The organism is uncultured Jannaschia sp. (assembly GCF_947494055.1).
GTDB lineage: Bacteria > Pseudomonadota > Alphaproteobacteria > Rhodobacterales > Rhodobacteraceae > Jannaschia.
On the sequence record NZ_CANLTR010000014.1, the window covers coordinates 38373 to 55684 of the forward strand.

The following is a 17312-nucleotide window of genomic DNA, read 5'->3' on the forward strand; positions in this document are numbered from 1 at the left end:
GGCCGGTCTCCGCCGGGCAACGGATGACACGCTGCGCGCGGCAAAGCTCTTGTCCCGCCCGATCGCCCGACCGCCCGGCGCTGCGAGGCCGCCAACGGCAGGCGACCGGTATGACGGCGGGGGCTTCTGCCACCCGCACGCGGCCGGGCCTGCCCTCGTCCCCATGCGACGCCGAACCGGTCGTGCCCTCCGTCCCCGCCGCTTGCTCCCGCGCGCGTCTCCGTTAACGATCGCGACAGGACACGTTACCGCTCCTCACCCACAGGACCCCTCGCGATGAACCGACTCGCCACCCTCGCCCTCACGCTCCTACTCGCCGCCCCCGCCGCCGCGCAGACCAGCCTCACCGTCGCCAACTGGCTCCCGCCCTCGCACCCGCTCGTGGCCGAGGTGATCGTGCCGATGACCGAGGACATCGCCGAGGCCACGGGCGGCGCGGTCACGGCCACGATCCTGCCCGCCCCGCTCGGTCCCCCGCCGGCGCATTTCGACTTCGCGGTGAACGGCGTGGCCGACATCACCTTCGGCGTGCAGGGCTACAATCCGGGCCGCTTCCGCACCACCAACCTCGCGGAGCTGCCCTTCCTCGACGACAGCGCGGAGGCGATCTCGGTCGCCTACTGGCGTACCTTCGACGCGATGCTGCGCGAGGCCGGCGAATACGACGAGGTCCACGTCCTCGCCGTCTTCACCCACGGCCCGGGCGAAGTCTTCGTGAAGGACGGCGACCTTGCCGGGCCGAACGCGCTCGACGGCCTTAAGCTGCGCGTCGGTGGCGGCATCGTTCATGAGGTCGTCTCCGCCCTCGGCGCCGTGCCGGTGGAGGGCCCCTCCTCGGAGGCCTACCAGCTCCTGAGCCAGGGCGTCGCCGACGGCATCCTCTTTCCCTATGAATCGGTGAACTTCTTCGGCCTGATCCCGCAGCTCTCGCAGGGGCTCGCCGTGCCGGGCGGGCTCTACAACACGTCCTTCTTCATTGTGATGAACCGCGCGAAGTGGGATGCCCTGACCCCCGAGCAGCAGACCGCCATCGAGGGCGTGACCGGCGAGGCGCTGGCCCGCCGGGCCGGTCAGATGTGGGACCGTGCCGACGCGGCGGGTCGCGCAGCGATGAAGGGGGAACTCGACATCGCCCCCGCCTCGCCCGAACAGGTCGCCGCCTGGACCGACGCATTGACCCCGCTCGTCAACGCCAAGCTGGCCGAGGTGGGCGAGGCCGGGGTGGACGCAGACGCCGCCTTCGCGATGCTGCGCGAGGAGATCGAGGCGGCGTCGGGCGAATGAGTGCGAATGACGGCGCGGAGACCGCCCCGCCCGGCGGCTGGCCGCGCCGCGTCCTGGCCGGGCTTTGCGCCGCCATGCTTCTGGCGATGATGGCGCTGACCGCGACCGACGTGACGGGCCGCTACCTCCTCGACCGCCCGGTGACCGGCGCGACGGAGCTGACCGAGCTCCTCCTCGTCGCGGTGATCTTCGTCGGCCTCCCGGCGGTGGCGCTCGACGACGGGCACGTGACCGTGGACCTGCTCACCGCCCGCCTGCCCGACCGCATCCAGCCCTGGCGCCGCGCCGCGCTGTCGATCGTCACCGCCGCCGTGCTCGCCGTCGTGTCTTGGCGGCTCTGGCTCCACGCCGAGCAGATCGCGGGCTACGGATCGGTGACGAACGCGCTGCGCCTGCCGGTCGCGCCGGTCGCGCGGCTGACGGCGCTGACCACCGCCGCCGCCGTGCCGATCACGCTCCTCGTCGCGTGGCGCGACCTCGCCCGGACCCGCTGAGGCGCGATGGACCTTCTCGCCACCTGGCCCGTCGGCATGGCCGCGTTCCTCGCGCTCCTCCTCGCGGGGCTGCCGATCGCCATCGCGCTCACCGCCATCGGTCTGCTGGGCACAGCCGCGATCATCGGCTGGACCCCGGCCCTGTCGCTCCTGTCCACCACCTTCTTCGAGCAGGGGCGGACCTATTCCCTCTCGGTGTTGCCGCTGTTCCTGATGATGGGGAACTTCGTCGTCCAATCCGGCATCGCCCGCGACCTCTACGACGCGGCCCATGCCTGGCTGCGCCACCGCCGCGGCGGGCTGGCGATGGCGACGGTGATCGCCTGCGGCGGCTTCTCCTCGGTCTGCGGCTCGTCGATGGCGACGGCGGCCACGATGTCGCGCATCGCCCTGCCCTCGATGCGCCGCTTCGGCTACCCGGACGACCTCGCCACCGCCTCGATCGCGGCGGGCGGAACGCTCGGCATCCTTATCCCGCCCTCGGTCATCCTCGTCTTCTACGGCATCCTCACGCAGCAGGATATCGGCAAGCTCTTCGTCGCGGGCCTTCTGCCCGGCCTCCTCGGCGTCGCGGGCTATGCCGCGGCTGTGGCGATATCCGTCGCCTGGCGCGGCACCCCGCTGCGGACCGAGGCGAAGCTCCCCCTCGCCGCCCGCCTCCGCGCGCTTCGCGGCACGCTCGGCGCGCTCGTGCTCTTCGCCTTCGTCATGGGCGGCATCTATCTTGGCGTCTTCACCCCGACCGAGAGCGCGGGGATGGGCGCGGCCGGCGCGTTCCTCCTCGTCCTCCTCGCCGGGCGCTTCTCGCTCGCCGGAACGCTCGCGACGCTCTTCGACACCGCGAAGACCACGGCGATGATGTTCTTCATCCTGTTCGGCGCGCTGACCTTCACGAACTACGTCAACCTCTCGGGCATGACCGCCGACATCCAGGCGCTGCTGACGCTCTTCGGCGACAGCCCGCTCGCGACGATCCTGATGATCCTCGCGATCTACCTCCTGCTCGGTTGCGTGCTCGAAGGCCTGTCGATGATCACGCTGACGGTGCCGATCTTCTACCCCGTCGTCGCGGCGCAGGGCTACGACCTGATCTGGTTCGGCATCTTCGTCGTGGTGGTGACGGAGATCAGCTACATCACGCCGCCGGTCGGCATGAACGCCTTCGTCCTGCGCTCCGTCGTGCGCGACGTGCCGCTGGGCACCATCTTCCGGGGGCTGGTCCCATTCGTGGCGATGGATGTGGTGCGTATCGCGCTGCTGATCGCGGTGCCGGGGATCGCGCTGCTGTTGCCCTTGCAGATGTAGCGACCTCCAGAACGGGCGCCGCCTCCGGCTTCGGCGATCGCGACGGGATCACTGTCGCGGACCCGAATGGCGGAGCGATCGACCGCAACCGCCGCATCCTTGGTCGAGCCGACGGCGGGCGGACACGCGGAACGCGCGAACGCCACCCCGCCCCCTGTGCCGCTTTGCCGCTGAACCCACTCGGCGGGGCCTGCGTTCGCCCTCCATGACCGATGCCCCGCAGATGACCGACGCCCCGCATATCGCGCCGACCCGGACGGAAGCCCCGCGCGAGGATCCCGACACCCTCGCCCGCCGATTGCCGCACGGGCAGGCCGCGCATCGCCCGTTCCGCCCCCGCCGCGTGCTCCTGACCCGTGCCGCCCGCGACTGGCCGATGGCCGCCCGCGTCGCCGAACGCGCTGCGGCGATGGGCGCCGAGATCGTCGAGCTGAAGGGCGACCGCATCACCGGTCTGAAGGACGACGATCCGCGGGCCGAGTACCGCCGCGCCAAGAGCACCCTTGCCGTCACCGTGGCCTCCGACAGCGCCATGCGGCCCGAGCCGATTCCGCCCTCGGCGGACTGGCGCTTCGACCTCGCCACGGGCTGCCCGGCGCATTGCCAGTACTGCTACCTCGCCGGCTCGCTCAAGGGCCCGCCCGTCACCCGCCTCTTCGCCAACCTGCCCGAAATCCTCGACCGCCTGCCGCCGCTGGAGGGACAGGGGAAGATCACCTCCGTCAACGCCGCCCGCATGGCCGAGGGCACGACCTTCGAGGCGTCCTGCTACACCGACCCCCTCGCGCTGGAGCCGCTGTCGGATTGCCTGTCCGAGACGATCTCCTGGTTCGGCGCGCGCGACGCGGATCTCTCCCTGCGCTTCACCACCAAGTTCGCCGACACCGCCACGCTCAAGGCCGCGCAGCACAACGGCCGCACCCGCGCGCGCTTCTCGGTCAACGCCGAGGACATCGCCCGCCGCTTCGAGGGCGGGACCGCGCCGCTCCAGGCCCGGCTCGACGCGATGGGCCGGCTGGCGCGCGCCGGCTACAAGGTCGGGCTCACCGTCGCCCCGATCATGCCGATCGCGGAATGGGAGGCGGCCTACGACGCCCTCTTCGCCGCCGCCGCCCGCGCCCTGCCCCCCGGCGCCGACGTCACCGCCGAACTCATCACCCACCGGTTCACGCCGGGGTCGCGCGAGGTGTTGCTGGGCTGGTATCCGGCGACCGATCTGGAGATGGACGAAGCCGTCCGCACGGTGAAGCGCAACAAGTTCGGCGGGCGCAAATACGTCTATCCCGCACCGCTCATGCGCGAGATGCGGGAGGTGCTGGAGGGCCAGGTCGGCCGCCACCTGCCGAACGCGCAGCTCCTGTACTGGACCTGAAGGCGGCGACGCCGGTGCCGAGATAGCGCTCGGAGAAAGGGCCATTGGCCGCCTGCTCCTCGATTGCGAGCGAAGGCGCGACGGCGAACATGCAGGTGCCCACTGGCAGACCCGGAAGCATGCCCGGAAACCGAGTGGCGACGATCTCCCTATTCGCGTCGAGCCGCGCGCCGGCCTCGGTGACCGATCGACGTCGAACCCTTCGATACCGCCTGACAGCGACGCGATAGCACGGTGTGCGTAGGATAGGGCAAAGCACCTACATGGCCGCCTCGATGAGATACGGGCCGGGCTCCGCCATGGCGGCGGCGATGGCGTGCTGCAGCTCGACGGCATCCTCGACACGGCGGCCGGGCACGCCCATGCCGCGCGCCATAGCGACGAAATTGAGGTCGGGCCGGTCGAGGTTCAGCATGTCGAGCGCCGATCGCCCGGGATTGGCTCCGACGGCGGTCAGCTCGGCCTTGAGGATCTGGTAGCCGCGGTTGGCGAGGATCACCGTCGTGACGTTCGCCCCCTCGCGCGCCTGGCTCCAAAGCCCCTGGATCGTGTACATCGCCGAGCCGTCCGCTTGCACGGACAGGACCGGCCGGTCGGGGCAGGCCACCGCCGCGCCGAGCGCCATCGGGATGCCGTCGCCGATCGCCCCGCCGGTCAGGGCGATCCAGGAATGCGGCGCGGCGCCCTGCGTCGCATCCCAGAGGTCGCGGCCGCCGGTCAGGCTCTCGTCGCAGATGATCGCCCCCTCCGGCAGCGCATGAGCCACGGCGGCGGCCAGCGCCTCGGGCGTGATCGGGCCGGACGCGGGCGGCGCCGGAAGCGGCGCGTCCGGAATGACGGGCGCCGCGCCGACGTGATCGGCCAGCGCGGCCACCGCCGCCGGGCCGTCGCCGTCGCGGCCGGTCAGCGTGAAGGTCTCGCAACCTTCCGGCAGCAGGTGGCTCGGGCGGGCGGGATAGGCGAAGAAGGCCACGGGCGGCACCGTCTCGATCAGCACGGCCCGGCGGAAGGGACCGAGCGAGGCCAGCGCCAGGTCGATCGGATAGGGCACCTTCTCGATCGCGGCCCGTCCGGCCCCGCGCTCGACCCGCCGGTTGGAGGTCGGGGCGCGCAGGCTGGCGCCGGTCGCCGCGCAGATGCCGTTGAGCCGCGCCAGTGCCTCCGGCGACTCGAGCACTCCGCCGCTCACCAGGATCACCGTATCCGGCCCCAGCATCCCGGCGGCGCGCGCGACGGCACCCTCCTCCAGCGGGGCGAAGGCCGCCGCGGCGGGCGGCGGGGCCAGCACGCCGCCCGCGTTCCAGCCGATATCGGCCGGCGCGATCAGGGTGGCGACCTTGCCCGGCCGCGAGCGGGCCGCCGCCAGCGCCGCCATCGCGTCGGCGGCGAAGCCGTCCGGCCCCGTCGCCGTGCGCACCCAGTCCGAGAACGGCGCGGCGGCCCCCGCCACATCCGCCGTCAGCGGCGCGTCGTAGTCCCGGTGACGCACCGCGTGGTCCCCGACCAGGTTCAGCATCGGCGCCTTCGCCTTGCGCGCGTTGTGCATGTTGGCCGACGCGTTGGCGAGGCCGGGCGCGAGATGCAGGAGCGTGACCGCCGGCACCCCGGACATGCGCGCGTAGCCGTCGGCGGCACCGGTGGCGACCCCCTCGAACAGGCACAGCACGCAGCGCATCAGGCCGGTCCGGTCGAGCGCGTCGACGAACTGCATCTCGGACGTGCCGGGATTGGCGAAGCACACGTTCACCCCCGCCGCGTGCAGCGATCGCACGACGCTCTCGGCGCCGTTCATCTCGGTCGTCTCGGACATGGGCCGCATCCTCCGCCATTGTGTCCCGTGCGCCCTGCCGCACGGCGAGGCGCTTGCGCAAGACGTCGGATGGCGCGCCCTTCCGGATATACCCGGACCGGGGCGCGTTCGGCCACGCGGCAGGCCAGCTCGGACCCGCCCGCCTTGCGCGATCTGGACCGTGTTCGGTTGCCCACTTCTCCGGGTGTCCAACGGTGTGGCGGACGTAGGCAGATCGACGCCCGCCATGCCGGTGCTGTAGGGTCGCAGGTGCATATACGCTTCGTCTGATCGCGGCCCGGCCGGATCCACGATACGTGTCTTCGGTCCGATCGGCGGCGCGATCTTCTCCGCCGTCCTGTGGCCACGTCGCTGCCGCGACCGCCCCGCAGCGGGGCACGCCCTTGCCGCACCGGACCTTGCCGCCGGTCAGGAGCAGGCCACGCCTCGCCCTCCGGCGTACCTCCGGCCACGTCGTCCCTTCGCATCGGCCACTCCGGGCCCCGTCCGGGGGATCGGTCCCGTCATCAGGCAACCGACCGTGGCGGTCGTCTGTCAAAGGCCGACAGGCCGATCGTCAGAGCGATCCAGAACGTCGCACGTCGCGACGGTGGCCTTTGCCCGTCGCCAACGCTATCGCACGCACGGAACGGCCAGCCTTCCCGTGCCCGGCGGGGCGAGGGCCGACACGAGAGGCAGGCATGCTCCGCGACTTCGCGACCTATTACCGCCCCTGGCGCGGGCTCTTCTGGCTCGATTTCGGCAGCGCGATCCTGTCGGGACTGCTGGAGCTCGCCTTCCCCTTCGCCATCATGCTCTTCATCGACGAGCTGCTGCCGCAGGGCGACCTCGCGCTCACGATCCTCGCGGCGGCGGGGCTCGTCCTCGTCTACGCGCTCAATACCGGGCTGATGGCGGTGGTGATCTACTGGGGCCACAAGCTCGGCATCAACATCGAGACCGAGATGCGCCGCCGCGCCTTCGAGCAGCTGCAGCGCCTGTCGTTCTCGTATTTCGACAGGCAGCGCACGGGCAAGCTCGTCGCCCGCGTCACCCGCGACCTCGAGGAGATCGGCGAGGTCGCCCATCACGGCCCCGAGGACGTCTTCGTCGCGGTGATGACCTTCCTCGGCGCCTTCGCGATGATGATGGCCGTCAACGTGCCGCTCGCCCTCATCACCGTGGCGATCGTGCCGGTCTGCATCGCCATCGTCGTCGTCTTCGGCGGGCGGATGACCCGGACCTGGCGGTCGATCTACGCCCGCGTCGCCGATTTCAACGTCCGGCTGGAAGAGAACGTGGGCGGCATCCGCGTGGTGCAGGCCTTCGCCAACGAGGCGCACGAGCAGGCGCTCTTCGCCCGCGACAACGCCCGCTACCGCGACACCAAGCTCGCCGCCTACCGGGTCATGGCGGCCTCCTCGACGCTGAACTACATGGGAATGCGGCTCATCCAGGTGGCGGTGATGGTGGCGGGCGCGGTCTTCGTGCTGGAGGGCTCGCTCACCACCGGCGGCTTCGTCGCGTTCCTTCTGCTCATCGGGCTGTTCTTCCGCCCGCTCGAGAAGATCGCCGCCGTGATCGAGCTCTACCCGCGCGGCATCGCGGGCTTCCGCCGCTACCGCGAGCTCCTCGCGATCCGCCCCGACGTGGCGGACCGCCCGGACGCGGCGGAGGCGCCGGCGCTCGCGGGGCATGTCCGCTTCGAGGGGCTGGGCTTCGGCTACGATCCCGACCGCCCCGTCCTGCGCGACGTCTCGCTCGATATCCGCGCGGGCGAGACCGTCGCCTTCGTCGGCCCCTCGGGCGCGGGCAAGACCACCCTCCTCGCCCTCGTCCCGCGCTTCTACGAGCCGCAGGCGGGGCGGATCACCATCGACGGAATCGACACCGCCGCGATGACGCTCCGCTCGTTGCGCCGCCAGATCGGCATCGTCAGCCAGGACGTGTTCCTGTTCGGCGGCACGCTGCGCGAGAACATCGCCTACGGGCGGCTCGACGCGACCGAGGCAGAGATCGTGGACGCCGCCGCCCGGGCCCGGCTCGCCGAGGTGATCGCGGGCCTGCCGCAGGGGCTCGACACGGTGGTGGGCGAGCGCGGCGTCACGCTCTCGGGCGGGCAGAAGCAGCGCGTGGCCATCGCCCGCATCTTCCTGCGCAATCCCCCGATCCTGATCCTCGACGAGGCGACCTCGGCGCTCGACACCGAGACCGAGCGCCGGATCCAGCGCGCGCTCGCCGAACTCTCGGCCGGGCGCACCACGCTGGTCATCGCGCACCGGCTCGGCACGATCCGCGACGCCGACCGCATCGCGGTGATGGAGGCCGGGCGCATCGTCGAGGTCGGGACCCACGAATCCCTGCTCGCGGAAGACGGCCGCTACGCGCGCCTGAACGCCGCCTGACGCAGCGCCGCACGGCAGTCGAGATTCAGGAGATGAGGCGCATCCAGTCGGCCGAGAGCGTCGTCCTGTCGGAACCGAGCGGGGTCACGCGCAACTCGTAGCCCAGCTCGCCCAGGATCAGCATCAGCATGCGCAGGTCCGGCCCGTCCGGCTTGTCCTGCAACACCTCGCGGATCCCCGGCACCGCCTGGTCCTTGCCGAGCGCCGTCAGCAGCAGTGCGACGGCGGACGGGCTGCGGTTGGATAGCGCCTGGTTCAGCAGGACTCCCCCGGTGACGAGATCCTCGGCCGGATCGCCGGGCGACGTGGCGGATGCATCGGTCATCGGACGAATCTTCCCCTGCTTGTTGCGCGTCGTGTCTTGACCAAACTCCTTTGGATTCCGTGAATCGGTTCCCCGCCCTGCCGCCACGCCACGGCTCTTCGGAAGGCTCGCCTTCCGCGGGCCATGCCCGCGATCCGCCTCGATCTGCCGGTTGCAAGTGCGCTATGTCGGCGGCCCAGGCAGTTGGATCGAGGATGCCGCTCCGCCGACATCGAACCCCCGAAGCGGGCCTTCTCCGCAACCACGGCAACCAGTCGGTCCGCATCCCCGGGCGCCTCTGAAGGCGCGGGATGCGGGGTCGCGCTCTGGGAGATGCCTGCCCGTCACCCACCGATCGCTTACCGGCCGATCGCGTAGGCCTGCATCAACCGGGGCGTGGCGGCGGCGCGGATCAGGCCGTCCGGATCGCAGGCGGCTGCGGTCAGGCGTCCGACGCTCCACGGCTCGGCCACCTCGAGGTCGTGGCCGCGGGCGCGCAGGTCTGCGATCACCGCCTCGCCGAAGGCCGGCTCCACCATCAGGTGCCCGGGGCGCAGGCCGCGCGGATAGAAGCTCGCCTGCACGTGGCCGGTATGGAAGAGCGGCGCGTCGATGGCCGCCTGCAAGTCGCGCGCCCCGGCCATCAGGCGCAGGATGAAGACGAGCTGCCACTGGTCCTGCTGGTCGCCGCCGGGCGTGCCGTAGGCGATCCGCGTGCCCGCCGGGTCGCGCGCCATCGAAGGCGAGAGCGTGGTGCGCGGCCGCCGACCGGGGGCGAGCGAGGTGGGCAGCCCCTTGTCGAGCCAGAACATCTGCGCCCGGGAGTTGAGCGGCATGCCGAGGCCGGGAACGACCGGGGAGGATTGCAGCCAGCCGCCCGAAGGGGTGGCCGAGACCATCAGGCCGTCGCTGTCCACCACGTCGATATGCACCGTGTCGCCGCGCCGCTCGGTCAGGTGCGCCATGGTCGGCTCGCCCGCGCCGACGCCCGCGCCGGTCGCGCCGCCGATGCCCGCACGCAGATGCATCGCGCGGGTCCAGCTGTCGAAGCCCGCGATCTCGCCCGGACCCTGCGCGTGGCTGGCCTCGTGGCCGATCCCGGCGGCGCGCCGGGCGGCGTAGTCGCGCGAGAGCAGCGTCTCGGCCGGGATCGCGGTGTGGAGCGGATCGCCGTAATAGGCCTCCCGGTCGGCCATCGCGAGCTTCAGCGCCTCGGTCACGAGGTGGACGAACTCGGCGGAATGCGTGTCCTCGGGCAGTCGACCCTCGAGGAGGCGGAGCGCCTGAAGCTGGACCGGGCCCTGGCTCCAGAAGCCGGGCTTCCAGATCGTCCAGCCATCCTGATCGATGGAGGCGGGCGCCTCGGTCGTGGCGCGCCAGCCGGCCATGTCCGCCCCGGTCAGCACGCCTTTCCGGCGGCCGCCCGCAGCGTCCATCACGCAGGCCTCGCGCATCCAGTCGTCCACCGCCTGCGCCACGAAGCCTTCCGCGAAGGCGCGGCGCGCGGCCTCGATCCCCGCCTCGCGGCCGCCCGCGGCGTCGGCCTCGGCGGCGAGACGCGCCCAGGTATCGGCCAGCGCGGGGTTGCGGATCATGCTCCAGTGTTCGGGGGCGCGGCCGCCCGGAACCCAGGTTTCGTACGAGCTGGGCCATTCGTCGCGGAAGAACTGGGCGAGCCCGGCGATGGTGTCGGCGACCCGGGGCAAGGCGGGGTGGCCGGTCCGCGCGTAGTGGATCGCGGGGGCCAGAACCTCCGAGAGCGGCAGGCGGCCATGCGCGAGCAGGAGCGTCATCCAGCCGTCGAAGGCCCCGGGGATCACGGTGGCGAGCAGGCCCGAGCCGGGCACGAAATCGAGCCCCTCTCTGCGGTAATGCTCGATCGTCGCGCCGGCGGGGGCCGGCCCCTGGCCGCAGATCACGTCGGGCACCTCCGCGTCCATTCTCTGCACCATGATCGGCGCGTCGCCCATCGGCCCGTTCAGGTGCGGCTCCACCACGTTGAGCGTGCACGCGGTCGCCGCGGCGGCGTCGGCGGCGGAACCCCCGGCCTCGAGCATCTTCATGCCGACGGCGGAGGCGATCCAGTGGGTCGAGGCGACGGCGCCGAAGCTGCCCTTGATCTCGGGGCGGGTGGTGAAGGTCATTGGCGGTCCTTTGTCAGCGGATCAGAGGTCGCGCGGGTCGAGCGCGTCGCGCAGCCCGTCGCCGAGGAGGTTGAAGCCCAGCACGACGAGGAAGATCGCGATGCCCGGCCAGAGCGCCATCCACGGCGCCACCTCGAGGTAGTTCTTGGCCACGTTGAGCATCGAGCCCCAGCTCGGCGCGGGCGGCTGCTGGCCGAGGCCCAGGAACGACAGCGACGCCTCCGCGATGATCGCCGTGGCGATGGTCAGCGTCGCCTGCACCAGAAGCGGCGGCACGATGTTCGGCAGCACGTAGCGCCCCACGGTCGCGAGGTGGCCCACGCCGATGGCGCGCGCGCTTTCTACGTAATCCTCGGTCATCACCGCCATCGTCTGCCCGCGTGCGAGGCGTACGAAGAGCGGCATCGCCGAGAGGCCGATGGCGATCATCGCGTTGGTGAGCGACGGGCCGAGGAAGGCCGCGAAGGCGATGGCGAGAATCAGGAACGGCGCGGCCAGCAGCGCCTCGGTGAAGCGCGAGATCACCGCGTCGGTCCAGCCGCGCCGGTAGCCCGCGAGCATGCCGAGCGGCACGCCGAGGGCGAGGGCGATGGCGACGGAGACGACGCCCGCCAGAAGCGAGGCCTGCGCGCCCCAGACCATGCGCGCGAGCACGTCGCGGCCGAGATCGTCGGTGCCGAAGGGATGCGCGAGCGAGGGCGCGGCGCGGACGGCGGACCAGTCGGCCTCGGCCGGACCGGGCACCGGCAGCACGGGGGCGAGCAGCGCGACGACCGCGAAGAACAGCACGATTCCGCCCCCCGCGATCGCAGCGGGGTTCCGGCGCAGTTTGGCCCAGGCGCGCGAGCGCCGCGGCGGCAGGTCGGGCGCGTCGAGCCCCGGCTCCAGCGCGACGGGATCGACGGCGGTCATGCGGCGTCCCCCATGCGGGGATTGAGGATGCGGTAGAGCGCGTCCGACAGGATGTTCATCGCCACGAAGGCCACCCCGGTGCAGAGCACGATCCCCTGCACCACGGCGTAGTCGCGGTTGAAGACGGCATCGACGACGAGCTTGCCGAAGCCCGGAATGGTGAAGATCTGCTCGGTCAGGACGGCCCCGGCCAGAAGCTCCCCGAAGAGGATCGTGGTGACGGTGACGACCGGCACCAGCGCGTTGCGCAGCGCGTGGCGGATCACGACCCGGCGCTCCGACAGGCCCTTGGCGCGGGCCGTGCGGACGTAGTCGGCGCGCAGCACGCCCAGCATGGCCGAGCGGGTGTGCCGCATCAGCGTCGCCGCGAGCCCGGTGCCCAGCACCACGGCGGGCATGGCCATGACCTGGATCGAGCGCAGCGGGTCGTCCGAGAACGGCGCGTAGCCGCTGGCGGGCAACCAGCCGAGACGGACGGAGACCAGCAGGATCAGCATGATGCCGAGCCAGAAGTTCGGCACCGACAGCCCCGAGAGCGCCACGATGTTCGCCACCCAGTCGACCCAGGTGCCCTTGCGGTAGGCCGAGATCACGCCGGCCGGGATGCCGATGCAGATTGCCACGACAAGCGCCATGAACGCGAGTTGCAGCGTCACGGGGAGCTTCTCGCCGATGAGCTCCAGCACCGGCTGCTGCGTGCGGAGGCTCGTGCCCAGATCGCCGGTCAGCGCGTTGCCGATCCAGGCGAGGTACTGGACCGGGATCGGGTCGTCCATGCGGTACTTCTCGCGCAGGAGCGCGATCACCTCGGGGTCGCGCTCCTCGCCCGCCATGACGAGGATCGGGTCGCCGGGCAGCAGGTGCTGCAGCCCGAAGACGAGCATCGAGATGAGCACCACGGTCGGGATCGCGACGAGGACGCGCCGGGCGAGAAAAGCGAGCATGGGCGGGCTTCCGGTCAGTAGGGATGCGGGGCCCCGCCGGGGGCCCCGCGGGGTCGCGTCACTCGGACATCGTCACGCCTTCGAGGCGGATCATGCCGTCGGGATAGGCCACGTAGCCCTCGATGCCGGCGTCGAGCGCGGTCACCCAGGCGTCGTGGTAGAGATAGACCAGCGGCGACTCGTCGATCAGCACGTCGCGGGCGGAGTCGTAATCGGCCTTGCGCGCCTCGGTCTCGTTCGAGGTCCGCGCGGCGTCGAGCGCCTGGTCCACGGTCTCGTCGGAGAAGCCGCTGTCGTTGATGCCGCCCTCGGTGGTGACGAACTGGTGGATGTTGCCGTCGGGGTCGACCCGGCCGGACCAGCCGACCTGGCTCGCCGTGTAGTCGCCGGCCGTCTGGTCGGTCAGCATCGTGGCGAATTCCTTGGCGGTGATCGAGATGTTGATCCCCGCCTCGGCGGCCATTGCCTGGATCACCTGCATGACCTGAAGCGGCACGTTGGTGTTGGGCGCCTGCACCTCGAGGTCGATTCCGTCCGGGTAGCCCGCCTCCGCCAGGAGGGCGCGCGCCGCCTCCACGTCGCGCTCGGGCACGGGGTGATCGGCGTCGTACCAGGGCGAGGTCGGCGGGAAGGGCTGGTTGCCCGGCACGAAGGAGCCGTCGAAGACGACCTGGTTCAGCGCGTTGCGGTCGATGGCGAGCGAGAGCGCCTGACGCAGCCGCTTGTCCTCGCCCCACGGATTGTCGGCCCGGTCGCCGTTGCCGACGTTGAAGGTGATGCCCTGATAGCCGAGCGAGGTGGCCGACTGGACCTCGATCCCCGGATCGGCCTCGGCGGCGGGAATGTCGGCGGTGGCGAGCCGTTCCAGCAGGTCGATGTCGCCCGAGCGCAGGTTGGCGAAGCGCACCGTCGTGTCGGGGATCGGCAGGAACGTCACCGTGTCGAAATGGTAGGCGTCGGCGTTCCAGTATTCGTCGAAGCGCTCGAGCACGATCCGGTCCTGCGCGATGCGCTCCTGGAACTTGAACGGGCCGGAGCAGACCGGGTTCAGGCCGAACTCCACGCCGGCCGCGTCGGCCGCGTCGGGACTGATCATCATCCCCGCGCGGTCGGCGAATTGCGAGATCAGCGTCGCGTCGGGGGCGCCGAGCGTGAACGTCACCTCGTATTCGCCCGTCGCTTCGGCGCTCTCGATGCTGGCCACCTCGGACTTGCGGCGGCTCTCGTCGAGGTTCTGGCTGCGCTCGATGTTGCGCACGACCGCCTCGGCGTTGAAGGGCGTGCCGTCGTGGAAGGTCGCGTCCTCGCGCAGTTGCATGGTCAGGACGGTGCCGTCCTCGTTCCACGACCATTCGGTGGCGAGCTGCGGGATGATCTCGAGCTCGGGCGAGATGTCCACCAGCTTGTCGCACATCGAGGTATAGACGATCCGGCCGACGAAGGTGCGCGACTGGTCGGGGTCGAGCACGTCGGCATCCGATTGCAGCGCGATCCTGAGATCCTGCGCGGCCGCGGCTCCGGCCATCAGGCCGAGCGCGGTGGTGATGGTCAGAAGTTTCATGGTCTCTCTCCTCTGTCGTTGTCTTGCGTTCTCGCGTCGAGCAGGGCGAAGCGGCGCTCGACGGCGGGGGCACGGCGCTGCGTCCCGGCGGCGATCCCCGGCAGCGTCAGCTCCTCGGCGTAGTGGCAGGCGACGCGGCGGTCCCCCAGCTCGCGCAGCGCGGGGTGGTCCGTCCGGCAATTGTCGCGCGCATGCGGGCAGCGCGGGTGGAAGCGGCAGCCCGGGGGCGGCGCGACCGGGTTCGGCGGCTCCCCCTCCAGCGTGGCGGCGGGGGCGCGCGCGCCGGTCTCGGGGATCGGGATCGCCGCCATCAGCGCCGCCGTATAGGGGTGGGCGGGCCGCGCGAAGAGGTCGTCGGCCGGCGCCTCCTCGACGATCTCGCCCAGATACATCACCGCCACGCGGTCGGCCATGTGCCGGATCACGGCGAGGTCATGGGCGATCAGCACCAGCGTCAGCCCCATCTCCGCCTTCAGCGCGGCGAGGATATTGATGACCTGCGCCTGGATCGACACGTCGAGCGCGCTCACGGGCTCGTCGCCGATCACCACCTTGGGGCCGGTCACGAGAGCGCGGGCGATGCCGATGCGCTGGCGCTGGCCGCCGGAGAATTCGTGCGGGTAGCGGTCGGCATGCTCGGGACGCAGGCCGACGCGGGCCAGCATCGCCGCGGCCGTCGCGCGCCGCTCCGCCGCCGTGCCGATCCCGTGGACGCGCAGCGGCTCCTCGATCAGGGCGCCGACGCTCATCTGCGGGTTGAGGGAGGAGAACGGGTCCTGGAAGATCACCTGCAGGTCGCGGCGCAGCGCGCGCAGCTCCCGGTCCGACATGCCGGCCGTGTCGCGCCCCTCGTAGAGCACCGTGCCGCCCGACGGCCTCATCAACGTCAGCAGCAGCCGCGCCATCGTCGACTTGCCGCAGCCCGACTCGCCCACGATCGCATAGGTCTCGCCGCGCCGCACGGCGAGGTCGACGCCGTTCACCGCGCGCACCACGGTGTCTGCCGCGAAAAGCCGGCGGCGGGTAAAGCGCTTCTCCAGTCCCACGGCCTCCAACACCACGTCGCTCATGCCGCCTTCTCCTCGATGGGCGCACGGTGGCAGGCGACGCGGTGGCCGGGCGTGATCTCGGCGAGCGGCGGCGCCGCGCGGCAATCCGGGCCGGCGAAGGGGCAGCGCGGCGCGAAGCGGCAGCCCGGCGGCATCGCCGCGGCCGTGGGCACCGTGCCCGGCACCGTGGCCAGCCGCCGCCGCTCGCCGGATAGCGCGGGGATCGAGCGGATCAGGCCCAGCGTGTAGGGATGCTGCGGGTCGTCGAAGATCGCGGCGACGGGCCCGGTCTCGACGATGCGCCCGGCATACATCACCGCCACCCGGTCGGCGAGGCCCGCCACGACGCCCAGATCGTGGGTGATCAGCATCATGCCCGCCCCGCTCTCGCGTTGCAGCGTCACCATCAGGTCGAGCACCTGCGCCTGCACCGTCACGTCGAGCGCCGTCGTCGGCTCGTCCGCGATCAGGAGCGCGGGGTCGTTGGCCAGTGCCATCGCGATCATCGCCCGCTGCCGCATGCCGCCCGACAGCGCGTGCGGATGCTCCCCCAGCCGCTTCTCGGGGGCGGGGATGCGGACGCGGCGCAGCATCTCCAGCGCCCGGTCCCGCGCCTCGGCCGCGCTGCAGGCCCGGTGGGTGCGCACCGCCTCGACGATCTGGTCGCCCACGGTGAGCGCGGGGTTGAGCGAGGTCATCGGCTCCTGGAAGATCATCGCCATCTCGCCGCCGCGCAGGTCGCGCAGCTCGCGTGGCGGCAACTCGAAGAGGTCGCGGTCGCGGAACCGGGCCGTGCCCCCCGTCCGCCGCAGCGGCGGATTGGACAGGAGCCCCATCAGGGCCAGCGCGGTCAGCGACTTGCCGCAGCCCGACTCGCCCACGATGCAGAGCGTCTCGCCGGCCGCGACGTCGAAGGACACGTGGTCCACCAGCGGCCGCGCCGCCCCGGCGATGGCGATGGACAGGTCGCGGACCTCCAGCAGCGCGCTCATGCCCCCGCCGCCCGCATCCGGTCGCGCAATGCCGTGAGGTGGCTGCGCATCGCCCGCTCCGCGCGGTCCCCGTCGCCTGCGGCGATGGCGTCCACGATCTCGGCGTGCTGACATTCGTAGAGCGCGAGCGCATCCGCGTTGCGCGCCCGGGCCCGCGTCTCCTGCCAGCCGGCCTCGAGGCGGACCTCGTCGAGGAAGGCGAAGGTCGTCAGCAGGACGGGATTGCCGGCGATCCGGGCGATCAGCCGGTGCAGCGCGCCATCCCAGAGTTCCGCCTGCGACGTGCCGGCGGCCTGGTTCGTGCGGGCGGCGAGATCGCGCAGGCGGGCCACGTCCTCCGCGTCGGCGCGCGCGGCGCAGAGCGCGGCCAGCCCGGGCTCGACGACGAGGCGCGCCTCCATGACCGAGAGCGGGTCCGCCTCGGGCGCGGCATGCGCGGCCATCAGCGCGGCGGGATCGGGCGGCTGTCCGAGGAAGGTGCCCTTGCCCTGCCGCCGCCAGACCAGCCCCTCCGCCTGCAAACGCTCGATCGCGCGGCGCACGGCCCGGCGGCCGACGCCGAACTCGGCCGCGAGTTCGCGTTCGGTGGGCAGGCGGCCGTCGGCCGGCAGGCGTCCGGCATCGATCATGCGTCGCAGGGCGGCAAAGGCCCGCGCGGCGTCGTCGGACGTGGCGCTTTCGTCGGTTCCGTCGGGCACACGCACCTCCCTACCCTTCCGAACCAAATGCGCATTGGTTCGCTCTCAGGTCAAGCTTG

Annotated in this window: 14 protein-coding genes; 5 read left to right on the forward strand and 9 right to left on the reverse strand. The window is 71.8% G+C overall.

Annotation, left to right across the window (positions count from 1 at the left end):
- The first annotated feature begins 276 nt into the window (after window positions 1-276).
- From Q1A87_RS13110 to Q1A87_RS13125, 4 genes are all read left to right on the forward strand, one after another.
- Window positions 277-1284 (forward strand): TRAP transporter substrate-binding protein, encoded by a 1008-nt coding sequence (locus Q1A87_RS13110; protein ID WP_299652046.1) that lies wholly within the window; start codon window positions 277-279, stop codon window positions 1282-1284.
- Window positions 1281-1778 (forward strand): TRAP transporter small permease, encoded by a 498-nt coding sequence (locus Q1A87_RS13115; protein ID WP_299652048.1) that lies wholly within the window; start codon window positions 1281-1283, stop codon window positions 1776-1778. The genes Q1A87_RS13110 and Q1A87_RS13115 overlap by 4 nt, the downstream gene beginning before the upstream one ends.
- A gap of 6 nt (window positions 1779-1784) precedes the next feature.
- The gene (locus Q1A87_RS13120) at window positions 1785-3083 is read left to right on the forward strand and encodes a TRAP transporter large permease (RefSeq protein WP_299652050.1); all 1299 of its coding nucleotides are present in this window, start codon (window positions 1785-1787) and stop codon (window positions 3081-3083) included.
- A 223-nt stretch (window positions 3084-3306) separates the two neighbouring features.
- Window positions 3307-4455, forward strand: coding sequence for a spore photoproduct lyase family protein (locus tag Q1A87_RS13125; RefSeq protein WP_299652052.1), 1149 nt, complete (start codon window positions 3307-3309; stop codon window positions 4453-4455).
- Window positions 4456-4714: 259 nt separating this feature from the next.
- Here Q1A87_RS13125 and Q1A87_RS13130 read toward each other — a convergent pair whose 3' ends face one another.
- Window positions 4715-6265 carry an acetolactate synthase large subunit gene (locus Q1A87_RS13130; protein ID WP_299652054.1) on the reverse strand — a complete coding sequence of 517 codons (1551 nt, stop codon included), beginning with the start codon at window positions 6263-6265 and terminating at the stop codon, window positions 4715-4717.
- Between the two features lie 680 nt (window positions 6266-6945).
- Between Q1A87_RS13130 and Q1A87_RS13135 the strand changes: the two genes are divergently transcribed.
- Window positions 6946-8649, forward strand: a complete 1704-nt coding sequence (locus Q1A87_RS13135) for an ABC transporter ATP-binding protein (protein WP_299652056.1) — start codon at window positions 6946-6948, stop codon at window positions 8647-8649.
- Between the two features lie 25 nt (window positions 8650-8674).
- Here the strand turns inward: Q1A87_RS13135 and Q1A87_RS13140 are convergent, their stop codons facing one another.
- The 8 genes from Q1A87_RS13140 to Q1A87_RS13175 form a co-directional block, all read right to left on the reverse strand.
- Complete coding sequence (locus Q1A87_RS13140) at window positions 8675-8974, reverse strand: hypothetical protein (protein ID WP_299652058.1); 300 nt, start codon at window positions 8972-8974, stop codon at window positions 8675-8677.
- Window positions 8975-9312: 338 nt separating this feature from the next.
- The gene (locus Q1A87_RS13145) at window positions 9313-11097 is read right to left on the reverse strand and encodes a gamma-glutamyltransferase (protein WP_299652060.1); all 1785 of its coding nucleotides are present in this window, start codon (window positions 11095-11097) and stop codon (window positions 9313-9315) included.
- A 21-nt stretch (window positions 11098-11118) separates the two neighbouring features.
- Window positions 11119-12009, reverse strand: a complete 891-nt coding sequence (locus Q1A87_RS13150) for an ABC transporter permease (RefSeq protein ID WP_299652062.1) — start codon at window positions 12007-12009, stop codon at window positions 11119-11121.
- Complete coding sequence (locus tag Q1A87_RS13155) at window positions 12006-12953, reverse strand: ABC transporter permease (protein ID WP_299652064.1); 948 nt, start codon at window positions 12951-12953, stop codon at window positions 12006-12008. Before Q1A87_RS13155 ends, Q1A87_RS13150 begins: the two co-directional genes overlap by 4 nt.
- Window positions 12954-13011: 58 nt before the next feature.
- A complete protein-coding gene (locus tag Q1A87_RS13160) occupies window positions 13012-14514 on the reverse strand; it encodes an ABC transporter substrate-binding protein (RefSeq protein WP_299652066.1) in 1503 nt (500 codons plus the stop codon).
- Window positions 14511-15584 carry a dipeptide ABC transporter ATP-binding protein gene (locus tag Q1A87_RS13165; protein ID WP_299652068.1) on the reverse strand — a complete coding sequence of 358 codons (1074 nt, stop codon included), beginning with the start codon at window positions 15582-15584 and terminating at the stop codon, window positions 14511-14513. The genes Q1A87_RS13160 and Q1A87_RS13165 overlap by 4 nt, the downstream gene beginning before the upstream one ends.
- Window positions 15581-16555, reverse strand: coding sequence for an ABC transporter ATP-binding protein (locus Q1A87_RS13170; RefSeq protein ID WP_299652070.1), 975 nt, complete (start codon window positions 16553-16555; stop codon window positions 15581-15583). The genes Q1A87_RS13165 and Q1A87_RS13170 overlap by 4 nt, the downstream gene beginning before the upstream one ends.
- A complete protein-coding gene (locus tag Q1A87_RS13175; RefSeq protein ID WP_299652072.1) occupies window positions 16552-17253 on the reverse strand; it encodes an FCD domain-containing protein in 702 nt (233 codons plus the stop codon). Before Q1A87_RS13175 ends, Q1A87_RS13170 begins: the two co-directional genes overlap by 4 nt.
- Window positions 17254-17312 lie beyond the last annotated feature (59 nt).

Bases quoted from the DNA above. Each gene is read 5' to 3' on its own strand.
- Q1A87_RS13110 (WP_299652046.1), top strand. From the start codon at position 277: ATGAACCGACTCGCCACCCTCGCCCTCACGCTCCTACTCGCCGCCCCC.
- Q1A87_RS13115 (WP_299652048.1), top strand. From the start codon at position 1,281: ATGAGTGCGAATGACGGCGCGGAGACCGCCCCGCCCGGCGGCTGGCCG.
- Q1A87_RS13120 (WP_299652050.1), top strand. From the start codon at position 1,785: ATGGACCTTCTCGCCACCTGGCCCGTCGGCATGGCCGCGTTCCTCGCG.
- Q1A87_RS13125 (WP_299652052.1), top strand. From the start codon at position 3,307: ATGACCGACGCCCCGCATATCGCGCCGACCCGGACGGAAGCCCCGCGC.
- Q1A87_RS13130 (WP_299652054.1), bottom strand. From the start codon at position 6,265: ATGTCCGAGACGACCGAGATGAACGGCGCCGAGAGCGTCGTGCGATCG.
- Q1A87_RS13135 (WP_299652056.1), top strand. From the start codon at position 6,946: ATGCTCCGCGACTTCGCGACCTATTACCGCCCCTGGCGCGGGCTCTTC.
- Q1A87_RS13140 (WP_299652058.1), bottom strand. From the start codon at position 8,974: ATGACCGATGCATCCGCCACGTCGCCCGGCGATCCGGCCGAGGATCTC.
- Q1A87_RS13145 (WP_299652060.1), bottom strand. From the start codon at position 11,097: ATGACCTTCACCACCCGCCCCGAGATCAAGGGCAGCTTCGGCGCCGTC.
- Q1A87_RS13150 (WP_299652062.1), bottom strand. From the start codon at position 12,009: ATGACCGCCGTCGATCCCGTCGCGCTGGAGCCGGGGCTCGACGCGCCC.
- Q1A87_RS13155 (WP_299652064.1), bottom strand. From the start codon at position 12,953: ATGCTCGCTTTTCTCGCCCGGCGCGTCCTCGTCGCGATCCCGACCGTG.
- Q1A87_RS13160 (WP_299652066.1), bottom strand. From the start codon at position 14,514: ATGAAACTTCTGACCATCACCACCGCGCTCGGCCTGATGGCCGGAGCC.
- Q1A87_RS13165 (WP_299652068.1), bottom strand. From the start codon at position 15,584: ATGAGCGACGTGGTGTTGGAGGCCGTGGGACTGGAGAAGCGCTTTACC.
- Q1A87_RS13170 (WP_299652070.1), bottom strand. From the start codon at position 16,555: ATGAGCGCGCTGCTGGAGGTCCGCGACCTGTCCATCGCCATCGCCGGG.